Source organism: Paraburkholderia sp. (genome assembly GCF_036488505.1).
Taxonomy (GTDB): Bacteria; Pseudomonadota; Gammaproteobacteria; order Burkholderiales; family Burkholderiaceae; genus Paraburkholderia.
On record NZ_DASXHN010000471.1, the window covers coordinates 1 to 11,281 of the forward strand.

Consider the following 11,281-nt stretch of genomic DNA (forward strand, 5'->3'; position numbering starts at 1 on the left):
CATGGCTCTTTCGCGTCGCAGTCCAGATTCCGAAAACAAAAAAGCCGTTCCGAATTTCATATTCCGGAACGGCTCTTAATGCTTAACTATTTGATACTTCAGAATTTTTTGGGGTGGCTGATGGGACTCGAACCCACGACGACAGGAATCACAATCCTGGACTCTACCAACTGAGCTACAGCCACCACTGACATTGCTCGACTTGCTCGAAAAAGCTGTCTCGCCAACGAAGAAACGAGATTATACGAACAGCGATTTGCTTTGCCTAGCCCTTTATTCAGAAATTTCGGCGGGCTCGCGCAGATGCTGTCTTGCTTCGTCGAAGATGGCGAGATCGCGCGCGGCGAGCCGTTTGCTGTCGGATAAAACGCGCCGCCAGCCACGCGCGCCCGCTTCGCCGCGATACAAACCCAGCGCATGACGCGTGATCGCGCCGAGGTAACTGCCCCGCGCCATTTCGAGGGCACAGTATTCGATCAGTTTTGCTTCGACCTGCTCGCGCGTGAGCGGCGTTTGCGGCGATCCGTAGAAGCGGGCGTCGACATCGGCCAGCACATACGGATTGTGATAAGCCTCGCGCCCGAGCATCACCCCATCGATGTGCTGCAGATGCGCGTTCACTTCATCGAGCGTCTTGATGCCGCCGTTGATGATGATCTCCAGTTGCGGGAAATCGCGTTTCAACTGGTACGCGTAATCGTATTTGAGCGGCGGAATTTCGCGGTTTTCCTTCGGGCTCAAGCCCTTCAGGATCGCGTTGCGCGCATGAACGATGAAGACTTCGCATCCCGCATCGGCGATGGTCCCCACGAAATCGCGCACGAACGCGTAGTCCTCGACCGCATCGACACCGATGCGATGCTTGACCGTCACCGGCACGGATACCGCGTCGCGCATCGCCTTCACGCAATCGGCGACGAGTTGTGGCTCGTTCATCAGGCACGCGCCGAACGCGCCGCGCTGGACCCGCTCGGACGGGCACCCGCAGTTCAGATTGATTTCGTCATAGCCCCATTGTTCGCCGAGCTTCGCCGAGCGCGCGAGGTCGTCGGGTTCGCTGCCGCCCAGTTGCAGCGCGACGGGTGCTTCGTCGGGCGTAAAGGCGAGATGACGCGGCACATCGCCATGCAGCAGCGCACCGGTCGTCACCATTTCCGTGTAAAGCCACGTATGGCGCGAAATCATCCGATGCAGTGAGCGGCAATGACGATCAGTCCAGTCCATCATCGGCGCGACGCATACGCGGCGGGGGCTGGGAGTATGAGGTGAAGACATGGGACGGCCGGACGGCTTCAGTCGAAACCGCGATTTTACCGCAACGCCGCGCAGCGCCGCCTTGGTCCTCAATGCCCATGGCCGCCCCTTCCGCCACCACCGGCACCCCACGAACTCCCGCCGCCGTGCATACCGCCATAGCCGCCGCCGTGCCCGCCGTGCCAGCCACCGCCATGCCAACCACCATGGCCGCCATGCCAGTAGCCATGCCCGCCATGGTAGTAGCAGCACGGGCCGCCGAAGCCGCCCCAGATGCCGACGGTGCCATACACCGGCGCATAGGGCGGTCCGTACGCGTACGGATAGTAAGGTTGGCCGTACGCATAGTCGTACCCCGGTGCAGGCGCGACCGCGCATCCGGTCATGGTCGCTGCGGCGGCCAGCAGCGTCATCGATGCAATGAGCCTGATCACGATTTTCTCCTTCCCATAAGCATCAGAAAGACCGCGCGCCGGGGAGTTCAGCGGCATTTGTGTCCGTCCGTTACCGCGTGGGCCAGCAGTCAGTGTGCGCAACGCCGCGAGGGGATCGAAGGCTGGCGCTCGGCTCGACCTCCGGCGCAATGTTGCGGCGTCTTACGACAGGGCCGTGGGGTAACAGTTGGTTAACGATCCGAAACGGAACTGAAGGGCTCGGCTGATATTTTCCGCTCAGACAATTGCCGGCACGCCCCCTGTCAATCCACACCACGATCCGTGCCTGACGGACGCTTTGCGCCAGATGTTCTGAAGCTAAAGGCAAACAACCTACTCGCTCGTGACGCCATCCGCCCACACTCGCCATCCGGCCATCGGTAGCCGTCCATGAAGCACGATCCGCAGGTGGTCGCGGCTGAGCAATCGCGTATCGCGGGCGATGCCTGCGTCGCGCGCGGCGACTTCGACGCCGCACTCGGGTATTTCGAATCCGCGCGCGCGCTCGAGCCCGAGGCCGCTGTCAACTACGAGCGTCTGGCGGCGACGCTCGTCGCGCTGCGCCGGTTTGGCGAAGCCGAGATCCGCTATCGCGAGGCGATTGCGCGCGATCCTGATAACGCTGACTCGCATCACGGACTCGGCTGGGCCCTCGAGCAGACGCATCGGCTCGAGGCGGCGGTGCATGCGTATCGCGAAGCGGCGCGTCTCAATCCGCACGCGGACGGCTCGACCAACAACATCGGCAACTGTCTGCAGGCGCTCGGCCGTTTCGACGAGGCGCACGACGCGTACCGGCGCGCGATCGACCGTGCGCCGCGCGTGCCGCTCTATTACCGCAACTTCGTGCAGACGAAACGTCTGTGCGCCGACGATCCGGTGTTCGCGCAACTGGAGCAGCTCGCCGGCGACGCCGATTCGCTCAGCCGCGCCGATCAGGCCGAGGTGCACTTCGCGTACGGCGCGGCGCTATCGGGCGTGGGCCGCAACGACGCGTCGTTCGACCACCTGCTCAAAGGCAATGCGCTGTACCGCGCCGGCATGCGCTACGACGAAGCGGAATCGCTGGGCTTGTTCGCGCGCTTGCCGCAGTGGCTCAGCGCGGACGTACTCGCGGCCGCTCGCGGTCTTGGCAATCCGTCGGCGGCGCCGATTTTTATCGTCGGTATGCCGCGTTCCGGCTCCACGCTGATCGAGCAGATTCTCGCGAGTCATCCGAAGGTATTCGGCGCGGGCGAACGCACCGAATTCAGCGAGGCGCTCGTCGCGGCTATTCGCCGTGAAGCCGGCGATCCGTTGCGGATGGATATCGACGCGTTGCCCGAAGCCGGTGCGGCGCGCTGGCGCGCACTCGGCGCGGATTATCTGCGGCGGATGCAACCTGTGCTGGCGGAAGTCGACCCGCCCGCAGCGTATTTCACGGACAAATATCCGTTCAATTTCATCAACGTCGGGCTGATTCATCTGGCGCTGCCGAATGCGCGTTTTATCCATAGCCGCCGTTCGCCAGTGCAGACCTGCCTGTCGATTTTTTCGCGGATTTTTCACGACGTACCATTCGGCTACGACCTCGGCGAGCTTGGCCGCTATTACCGCGCGTACGATGCGTTGATGGCCCACTGGCGGCGCTCGCTGCCCGAAGGCGTGATGATCGAGATCGCGTATGAGGAACTGGTCGACGATTTCGAATTCAACGTGCGTCGCATGCTTGCGCATTGCCGGCTCGAGTGGGACCCGTGCTGTCTCGCGTTTCATCAGACAGCGCGGCGCGTGAGCACGGCCAGTTCTGCGCAGGTGCGCCGGCCGCTTTACCGGACTTCGATACAGCGCTGGCAGCCGCGCCGGGAATTGCTAGAACCGCTATTGACCGCGCTCGGACCCGCGCTGGCGAATCTCGGCGATCGCATCGCAACCGGACGAAACGCGCGTTGATGATCGACGCCGCGATCAACGCGGCTTCGCCGTCGAATCAATACGTCGAATCAATACGTCGAATCAATACGTGCGAGCAATACCTAGGATCAATATGTCGAGTCAATACGTGGGGTCAATGCGCGCCGATGACGGCCGCGTGATGCAGCAACGGGTACACGCCCACGATGAATGCCGCGTAGAGCGCAGCCATCGTCACGCCCGCTGCCGTGCCCCAGATGTCGCGCGACGCGGCGCCCTGGCGGAAATGCAGCGGTAGCCCGACCAGCACATAGCCGATCACGAAGAACAGGATGACTGCGCGTACCGGCGACAGATCGTGGCCGATAAATTCAAGCACGGAGCTTAGATCGAATTGATGCATGAACGGGCGGGCAATGACGGCAGGCTGAAGTTCGCGTGACGCGGGAATGCATCGGAACACGCAGGACGATTCATTCACAGCGCGGCGATCTATGCGGATTAAAGTCCACGCGCTCGCGACGCGCAAGGAAAACACTGTATAAATTTGTACCGGCTGACATTGCTTGCAGCTTGCCTGCGTTGCAACTTTCATCCGGCTTCGCAGTACTTCGCGCGCGCTTTCGCGACGACGCCCGACGACATCAACGATGCTTGCGCGACGCATCGCGCAGCGGATCGAGCAGCGGCTTCAGACCGTTGTGATCGATCTCGTGCATCAACGCGAGCAGACGGCCGATCTCGCCTGGCGGAAAGCCCTGGCTCGCAAACCAGTTTAGGTAATGACCGGGCAGGTCGGCAATCACGCGGCCTTTATATTTCCCGTAGGGCATCACGCGCGTGACCAATAGTTCGAGTTGTTCGGGGTTCATGGTGAGCGAGTTTCGGACTGTACCCGGTCTTGCATACGGGCTGCACGATGCCGCCCGTGGCTTCGCATTCTAGCGTCGCTGCAGGCAGCGCGCCGGCATGGTAACGTCTGCCCGTTTGCGTTCACCTATTCAACAGGACAAGACAAATGGAATACCGCAAGCTCGGCGACTCCGACGTTCAGGTTAGCCTGATTGGCCTCGGCACCATGACGTGGGGCGAGCAGAACACCGAGCAGGAAGCGCATGCGCAGATCGACTACGCGCTCGATCACGGCGTCAATCTGATCGATACGGCCGAGATGTACCCGGTGCCGCCGCGCGCCGAAACGCAGGGCTCGACCGAGCGTTGCATCGGCACGTGGCTCGCGCAGCACAAGAGTGCGCGCGAGAAGATCGTGCTTGCCACCAAGATCGCCGGCCCGGCGCGTCAGCCCCACAACCCGCGTCATATCCGCGGCGAGGGCAACCAGTTCGATCGCAAGAATCTGACCGAGGCGCTCAACGGCAGCCTCGAGCGTCTGCAGACGGAATACGTGGACCTGTATCAACTGCATTGGCCGGATCGCAGCACGATGACGTTCGGCCGCCCGTCGTATCCGTGGGTCGACGATGCCTATACGGTGCCGATCGAGGAAACGCTGACCGTGCTCGCCGAATTCGTGAAGGCCGGCAAGGTGCGTCATATCGGCGTGTCGAATGAAACGCCGTGGGGCGTCGCGCAGTTTCTACGTGCGGCCGAGAAACTCGGCCTGCCGCGCATCGTCAGCATCCAGAATCCGTATAGCCTGTTGAATCGCACGTATGAAGCGGGTCTGTCCGAGTACGCGCATCGCGACAAGATCGGCCTGCTGGCCTATTCGCCGCTTGCGTTCGGCTGGCTGTCGGGCAAGTACGAAGGTGGCGCGCGTCCGGCTGGCGCCCGCATCACCCGGTTCGAGCGCTTCGCGCGCTACAGCAAGCCACATGCGGTGCAGGCGACCACGCGTTATGTCGAACTCGCGAAGCGTCATGGACTGTCGCCGGCGCAACTCGCGCTCGCGTTCGTCAACAGCCGGCCGTTCTTGACGAGCAATCTGATCGGCGCGACGTCGCTCGAGCAATTGAAGGAAAACATCGCTAGCGTTCAGGTGACGCTGGCGCCGGAAGTGCTCGCGGAGATCGACGCGTTGCACGAGTTGCAGCCGAATCCGGCGCCGTAAGCGCGAAGTGATTGCGGCGCGTGGGGCGGGCTGGCGTGGTGTCCACCTGGCCCGCCGCGCGTCGCCGCAATCGACGCGGGCTTGCTTCAGCCCGCCGCCTTCGCCGTCTCAGTCAGACTCGCGGAGCCCTTCTGCGACGCATACGGTGAGTTCTCACCAAGGTCCCAAAACAAACCCGCCATCATTTGCAGTCCCTCGCGCACGACCGGGCCCAGCAGGTGCTCGTTGGGTGCGTGCTGCGAGCACGCCGGGTACGAGTGCGGCACCCAGATCGTCGGCAGACCAAGCGTATCGGCGAACACTTCGTTAGGCAGCGTGCCGCCGAGATTCGGCAGTACCGCGGTCTTCTTGCCGGTGGTCTGTTCGAGCGACGCGATCGCCCATTTGACCCACGGATCGTCCGGGTTCAGACGGGTGGCCGGCGCGCCGCGTTCGACCTCGACGTCGACCAGCTGAAAACCATGCGCATCGAGATGTGCGCGCAGATGCTGGCCGAGGTTTTCCCAATCGGTGCCGACGACGAAGCGCAACTGGCAGTACGCGAACGCCGATGGCGGAATCGCGTTGACCGGGTTGTCCGGATTGCCCGCCTTGAGCGCCAACACTTCGAAACTGTTCCAGCCGAACACGCGCTCGGGCGCGCTCAGGCCCGGCTCGCCCCACTGATCGTCGACGATCGGGTCGCCCGGGCCGCCGCCGACTACGATGTCAGCCAGCGCGCGGCGCACCGCTGCGGGAATCGGCGGCGGACGCAGACCGTCGACCGCAATCACGCCGCGCGCATCGACGAGACACGCGAGCGCATTCGCAAGCACCGTTGCCGGGTTGCGCAGCAGGCCGCCCCAATTGCCCGAATGATGGGCGCCGTCGCGCAGGTTCAACGACAGCCTGAAATTGACGACGCCGCGCGAGCCGAGAAACACGGTCGGGCGCCGCGCGGCGAGACGCGGGCCGTCGGAGGCGATCAGCACGTCGGCGGCGAGCTCGTCGCGATGTGCGCGGCAGACCGCGTCGAGGCCCGGCGAGCCGGTTTCCTCGCCCATCTCGATCAGCAGTTTCGTGTTGAAGCCGAGCTTGCCGTCGCGCGCGGCGAGCACGCTCGCGAGCGCGGCCAGGTTGATCGAGTGCTGCCCCTTGTTGTCGGCGGTACCGCGGCCGAACCAGCGCTCCCCGTCGACCGTGACGGACCACGGCGTGAGCGGCGCGCGCCACTGGCTGTCGTAGCCGCGCACGACGTCGCCGTGACCGTAGATCAGCACGGTAGGCAGATGATCGCCTTCATGGCGGTTCGCGAGCAGGAACGGACCGAAGCCGCTGACCGGGTTGTCGACGATGCGCGAGCTAAAGCCGAGGCGCTGCGCAGCGGGCGTGATTTCGTCGGTCAGATAGGACAGCAGCAGCGCGCCGCGATCGCTTTCCTGGCTTTCGGTACGAAAGCCGACGCGTCGGTCCAGGTCGGCGAGAAAGGCGCCGGATTCGAAATGCCGGGTGGCGTGGTCGATCGCCTGGTTGCGGCTCATGCGTGTCTCCAATATGGGGATGGTGTTGACGATCGCGAAGGGCCGTAGCGGCGCCCGCGGCGATGCGCTGTCGAATGGTCTGGTTCGTTGCGGACGATTCTAGAAGCGCGCCATTTTTGCCACAATGATCGTGTTTCGAAGCATGCGTTGCCGGAAAGGCAAAGGTCGCAACCCGCGCAGCCGTTCGTCGCGTGGTCTTGCTTGCGCGCGCCGGTGCATAGCTGGCGCGCTTTCGTTGGCCATGTGGTTCGCGCGGTCCGCAACCCCACCCCCGATGAGTGGGCGATAGAGCGACGAACCGCACCATAAACGGGCCAAATGTCTCCCGGAATACGAATCACGACCTAAACTGTGATGGACGGAGCAGGGCGCCGCAACGCAGGCGCAACGATCACGGGAGCCGCGCAGCGGCGACGGCGCGGGAGCGTTGCTGCAACGCACTGGCAAGGGGGTCATCAGAAAAACAGGTGTGGCGCGTCGAGCCGATGGCGTGCCCGCCAACACCAGCGATAGGACCAGGACATCAATGGCGCAACAGAAAACCAATCCAAAGCTCGAGCAGGCACTCACGCGCGGCGATCTGGCGATCCGTCAGGCGAATTCGGCGCGAGCGACCGCGCTGTTGCGGGCGCTGGCCAAGATGATCGTCGATGCGTCGGCGACCATCGGCGTGGAAGCCTCTACGCTGATTCATGATGGCGACAGGATCTACGATCCCGCCGACGGGCTGTGGCCGCAGGCGCTGTTGATCTCGCTCGATGGTCCGGTCGAGGATGCCGATCCGGACGAGGTGCGCACCGTGCGGCTGATCGCGGACGATCCGGGCACCGTGTTCAGGGTCGAGTGGCAGCGTGCCGATGGCAAGATCGGACGGCACGAGGGCGGCCCGTTCGCGACGGTCGCGTTCATTTCCGATGTCGAGATTCCCTGGACCGATGATGAGGATTGACCGCGCGCATCGACCGTAACGACCGGCTGCCCGCCCGTACGCATGCGCGCTCGCACGCATGCAGGATGCGGGCCGTGCGTGCCCGGTGGTGACCTCTTCGCCGGGTTTGCGTCTGACGCCGCTGCCTACTTCATCATCCTGCGGCGAAACAGGATCGCCGCCACGATGAAGCCGCCCACCGCATAAGCGAGCAGCACGCCGACATGCAGCACCGCGTGATCGACTGCCCGCCCGAGCATCACCGGGCGCATCAGATCGACCGCATGCGCGAGTGGCAGCGCCGCGGCCCCGGCTTGCGCGATGGCGGGCAATTGCGACGCAGGGAAGAACACGCCCGAGAGCAGCAGCATCGGCGTGAGCACCAGCGTCTGGTAGAACATGAAAAAGTCGTACGACGGCGCGACGGCCGTCACGACCATCGCGATGCTCGCGAACGCGAGACCCGTGAGCACGATGATCGGCAGCCCGAGCAGCATCGACGGGAAATTCGCGTAGCCGAGTGCGCCGGCCACCAGCATGATCGCCGCGCCCGATAGCACCGACTTGGTGGCCGCCCACACCACCTCGCCGAGCACGATATCGCCGAGCGTGAGCGGCGTATGCATGATCGCCTCCCAGGTGCGCTGCACATGCATGCGCGAAAAGCCTGAATACATCGACTCGAAACTCGCTGACATCATCACGCTCGACGCCACCGTGCCCGCCGCCAGAAACGAGATGTACGACACGCCGTCGACCTGCCCGACCATCAGCCCGAGCCCGAAGCCGAGACCGAACAGATAGATCATCGGGTCCGCGAGGTTGCCGAACATCGACGCGATCGCGAGCTTCTTCCACACCAGATAGTTGCGGCGCCATACCGCGACCCAGTTCACCGCGTTGGCGGGGAAGGCGGCGAACGGTTCCTGCGCCGATGGCGTGCGGTCGTCAGTTTCGTAAGTGCGTGCGTCCATTGCTGACTCGTGGTTTGTCCGGCTAATTCCAGGCTGACTGCCGGCTATTTTCCGCCGGCGTTTCGGTGCTCTTGCCGCGTTTAGTGCGATGTCGTGCGATACGGTGCAAGGTGGTGCGACGCCGCGGAGGCCTGCGCGGTGTGTGCGCGAGCGAGTCTTCCTGCGGATGCCGACGGCCATTGCGTGCATGTTCCGGTGCTTATCCTCAGTCCTGCATCTCGCGGCCGGTCAGCCGCAAAAACACGTCCTCGAGATTCGCGGGGCGATGCAGATAGCGCAGATCGGCGCGCTGCTTAAGCCGCGCATGCACCGGCTGCGCGTCGTTCACGTAGCAGAACAGCGTCTCGCCGCTGATCTCGGCCCGTTCGACGAGTGGCGCGAGCTCATCGCGCAACGCAAACGGATCGGGGCCGTAGATCTCGATTACATCGCAGCCGATTTCTGCGGCGATGAGCTCGCTCGGCGCACCCTCGGCGATCTTCCGTCCTTCCTCGATCACGCATAGCCGGTGGCAAAGCCGCTCCGCCTCTTCCATGAAGTGGGTAGTCAGCAGAATGGTTTTGCCGCGCACGAGCAACGAGCGCAGCCGCTCCCAGATCAGATGGCGGGCCTGCGGATCGAGCCCGGTGGTCGGCTCATCCATGATCAGCACGTCGGGATCGTTAATCAGCGCGCGCGCAAGCGTGAGACGCCGCTTCATGCCGCCGGACAACTCGCTCACACGCGCATCCGCCTTGCTTTCGAGGCGTGCAAATTCGAGCAGCGCCGGCACCGCCGCGCGGCATTGCGCGGCGCTCAAGCCGAAGTAGCGGCCGAATACCAGCAGGTTTTCGCGCACCGTGAAATCGGGGTCGAGGTTGTCGAACTGTGGCACCACGCCGACGCGCGCGCGTGCGACCCGCGCGCGGCCGGGTATCGGTTCGCCACACAGGCGGATCGTGCCGGCGTCCGGAGAGGCGATGCCCAGCAGCATGCGCAGCGTGGTGGTCTTACCCGCGCCGTTCGGGCCAAGCAAGCCGAAACATTCGCCGGCGTTGACATGGAATGACAAACCGTCGACGACGGTCTTTTGGCCGTAGCTTTTTCTGACCTGGCGGAATTCGATGGGGGCGGCGGACATGGGTCGATCGAGGCTCCGGCGGAAGGTGCGACGTACGCGCTGCGGATGCGCCAGCGTAACGTCGTGATGGCCGCGCAAGCCACTCATTCTAGGATATTGGCGAGCGATGCAGATGGGCGCTCGGGAACGGGATATGCGTGCTACGCGCTGGCCGGTAGGTCGCACGTTGTCGCGACCGAGCCCACACGAGCGCTAAGCGCCGGTTGCCGAGGGAAGCTGCCGACACGATGTTTCGCCTTCCGCATCGTTGTGCAGGTCCGCGTGATAGTTGCCCAACGCTTGTGCGTACCGGATGCGATGCACCGACTGCGCACTCAGCGTTTTCCATCCCTTGCAAGCCGAATTGCGGCGCACCATGATTGACTCATACCGCGCGTTCCGCGCGAGGGGAGAAAACGATGGCGAGCTACCAGAAAATCCTGCTGTGCTACGACGGCTCGCGTGAAGGCCGCAAAGCGTTGCGTTGCGGTGCCGATCTGGCGTTGGATCTGAAGGCGGAAACGCACCTGCTGTCGGTCGTCGACATGCGTTCGAGTATTGCGCAAAGCGCGGGTCTGCTGACCGACGTCGCGTGCGGCAGCTTCGAAAAAACCGCGCGCGAAATTCTCCAGGAAGGGGTTAACTGGCTGACCGAGCGCGGCGTGAGCGCGCAAGGGCATTTCGCGTTCGGTCACCCGATCGACGAGATCGCCAATCTCGCCAATGAGTTGCAAGCGGATCTCGTCGTGGTCGGCCATCGCTGTCGGACCGGATTGTCACGATGGTGGATGGGCGCGGGTAATACACCGCTGCTCGATCGGATTTCGTGCAGCATTCTGGTCGCCTGTTCGTCCGGCCAGGAACAGCAGCAGGCCGCGGCTGCGTGATCTGGCATTGCCACGTTAGATACCGCGACGCGCTTTCACGTGGCTGAGCCAGGATGCTCAGCCACGCATCGTCCTTTCTCCGTCAGACTGCCACGTCACTCGTTCAGACTGATCGCGGCCAGCTTCCAGGTCACCAGCCCTTCGCGCCGGAAGATCGCCGAGTAGTTCGCGTTGCTTTCCCCACGGCTGTACGTGACGACAAACTCGTTAAGACTGCGATA

At 63.6% G+C, this 11,281-nt stretch carries 11 protein-coding genes and 1 tRNA gene; 4 read left to right on the forward strand and 8 right to left on the reverse strand.

Annotated elements, in window-relative coordinates:
* Positions 1-109 precede the first annotated feature (109 nt).
* The 3 genes from VGH68_RS27215 to VGH68_RS27225 form a co-directional block, all read right to left on the reverse strand.
* A tRNA-His gene (locus VGH68_RS27215) sits at positions 110-185 on the reverse strand.
* A gap of 88 nt (positions 186-273) precedes the next feature.
* Positions 274-1,275 (reverse strand): tRNA dihydrouridine(20/20a) synthase DusA, encoded by a 1,002-nt coding sequence (gene dusA, locus VGH68_RS27220; RefSeq protein ID WP_331606826.1) that lies wholly within the window; start codon positions 1,273-1,275, stop codon positions 274-276.
* Positions 1,276-1,343: 68 nt separating this feature from the next.
* Positions 1,344-1,688, reverse strand: coding sequence for a hypothetical protein (locus tag VGH68_RS27225; RefSeq protein ID WP_331606827.1), 345 nt, complete (start codon positions 1,686-1,688; stop codon positions 1,344-1,346).
* A gap of 390 nt (positions 1,689-2,078) precedes the next feature.
* Here VGH68_RS27225 and VGH68_RS27230 point away from each other — a divergent pair, with 390 nt between their 5' ends.
* Positions 2,079-3,620, forward strand: a complete 1,542-nt coding sequence (locus tag VGH68_RS27230; protein ID WP_331606828.1) for a tetratricopeptide repeat-containing sulfotransferase family protein — start codon at positions 2,079-2,081, stop codon at positions 3,618-3,620.
* Between the two features lie 115 nt (positions 3,621-3,735).
* On the opposite strand, the gene VGH68_RS27235 is transcribed toward VGH68_RS27230, so the two are convergent.
* Positions 3,736-3,984, reverse strand: a complete 249-nt coding sequence (locus tag VGH68_RS27235) for a hypothetical protein (RefSeq protein WP_331606829.1) — start codon at positions 3,982-3,984, stop codon at positions 3,736-3,738.
* Between the two features lie 241 nt (positions 3,985-4,225).
* The gene (locus tag VGH68_RS27240; RefSeq protein ID WP_331606830.1) at positions 4,226-4,453 is read right to left on the reverse strand and encodes a DUF3820 family protein; all 228 of its coding nucleotides are present in this window, start codon (positions 4,451-4,453) and stop codon (positions 4,226-4,228) included.
* A 146-nt stretch (positions 4,454-4,599) separates the two neighbouring features.
* Here VGH68_RS27240 and VGH68_RS27245 point away from each other — a divergent pair, with 146 nt between their 5' ends.
* Positions 4,600-5,652 carry an NADP(H)-dependent aldo-keto reductase gene (locus tag VGH68_RS27245; RefSeq protein WP_331606831.1) on the forward strand — a complete coding sequence of 351 codons (1,053 nt, stop codon included), beginning with the start codon at positions 4,600-4,602 and terminating at the stop codon, positions 5,650-5,652.
* A gap of 86 nt (positions 5,653-5,738) precedes the next feature.
* Here VGH68_RS27245 and VGH68_RS27250 read toward each other — a convergent pair whose 3' ends face one another.
* Positions 5,739-7,172 (reverse strand): M20 family metallopeptidase, encoded by a 1,434-nt coding sequence (locus VGH68_RS27250; protein ID WP_331606832.1) that lies wholly within the window; start codon positions 7,170-7,172, stop codon positions 5,739-5,741.
* 526 nt (positions 7,173-7,698) lie between these two features.
* On the opposite strand from VGH68_RS27250, the gene VGH68_RS27255 reads away from it, so the two are divergent.
* Positions 7,699-8,121, forward strand: coding sequence for a hypothetical protein (locus VGH68_RS27255; protein ID WP_331606833.1), 423 nt, complete (start codon positions 7,699-7,701; stop codon positions 8,119-8,121).
* Between the two features lie 125 nt (positions 8,122-8,246).
* Here the strand turns inward: VGH68_RS27255 and VGH68_RS27260 are convergent, their stop codons facing one another.
* Together VGH68_RS27260 and nodI are read right to left on the reverse strand one after the other, a co-directional pair.
* On the reverse strand, positions 8,247-9,074 hold the full coding sequence (locus VGH68_RS27260; protein WP_331606834.1) for an ABC transporter permease: 828 nt from the start codon (positions 9,072-9,074) through the stop codon (positions 8,247-8,249).
* Between the two features lie 205 nt (positions 9,075-9,279).
* Positions 9,280-10,194, reverse strand: a complete 915-nt coding sequence (gene nodI / locus VGH68_RS27265) for a nodulation factor ABC transporter ATP-binding protein NodI (RefSeq protein ID WP_331606835.1) — start codon at positions 10,192-10,194, stop codon at positions 9,280-9,282.
* 398 nt (positions 10,195-10,592) lie between these two features.
* Here nodI and VGH68_RS27270 point away from each other — a divergent pair, with 398 nt between their 5' ends.
* Entirely contained in the window at positions 10,593-11,060 is a 468-nt protein-coding gene (locus VGH68_RS27270; RefSeq protein ID WP_331606836.1) for a universal stress protein, read from the forward strand.
* The last annotated feature ends 221 nt before the right edge of the window (positions 11,061-11,281 follow it).

Excerpts from the sequence above, each read along its gene's own strand:
- nodI (WP_331606835.1), bottom strand. The coding sequence starts at position 10,194 with ATGTCCGCCGCCCCCATCGAATTCCGCCAGGTCAGAAAAAGCTACGGC.
- VGH68_RS27255 (WP_331606833.1), top strand. The coding sequence starts at position 7,699 with ATGGCGCAACAGAAAACCAATCCAAAGCTCGAGCAGGCACTCACGCGC.
- VGH68_RS27250 (WP_331606832.1), bottom strand. The coding sequence starts at position 7,172 with ATGAGCCGCAACCAGGCGATCGACCACGCCACCCGGCATTTCGAATCC.
- VGH68_RS27235 (WP_331606829.1), bottom strand. The coding sequence starts at position 3,984 with ATGCATCAATTCGATCTAAGCTCCGTGCTTGAATTTATCGGCCACGAT.
- VGH68_RS27245 (WP_331606831.1), top strand. The coding sequence starts at position 4,600 with ATGGAATACCGCAAGCTCGGCGACTCCGACGTTCAGGTTAGCCTGATT.
- VGH68_RS27230 (WP_331606828.1), top strand. The coding sequence starts at position 2,079 with ATGAAGCACGATCCGCAGGTGGTCGCGGCTGAGCAATCGCGTATCGCG.
- VGH68_RS27240 (WP_331606830.1), bottom strand. The coding sequence starts at position 4,453 with ATGAACCCCGAACAACTCGAACTATTGGTCACGCGCGTGATGCCCTAC.
- dusA (WP_331606826.1), bottom strand. The coding sequence starts at position 1,275 with ATGTCTTCACCTCATACTCCCAGCCCCCGCCGCGTATGCGTCGCGCCG.
- VGH68_RS27260 (WP_331606834.1), bottom strand. The coding sequence starts at position 9,074 with ATGGACGCACGCACTTACGAAACTGACGACCGCACGCCATCGGCGCAG.
- VGH68_RS27270 (WP_331606836.1), top strand. The coding sequence starts at position 10,593 with ATGGCGAGCTACCAGAAAATCCTGCTGTGCTACGACGGCTCGCGTGAA.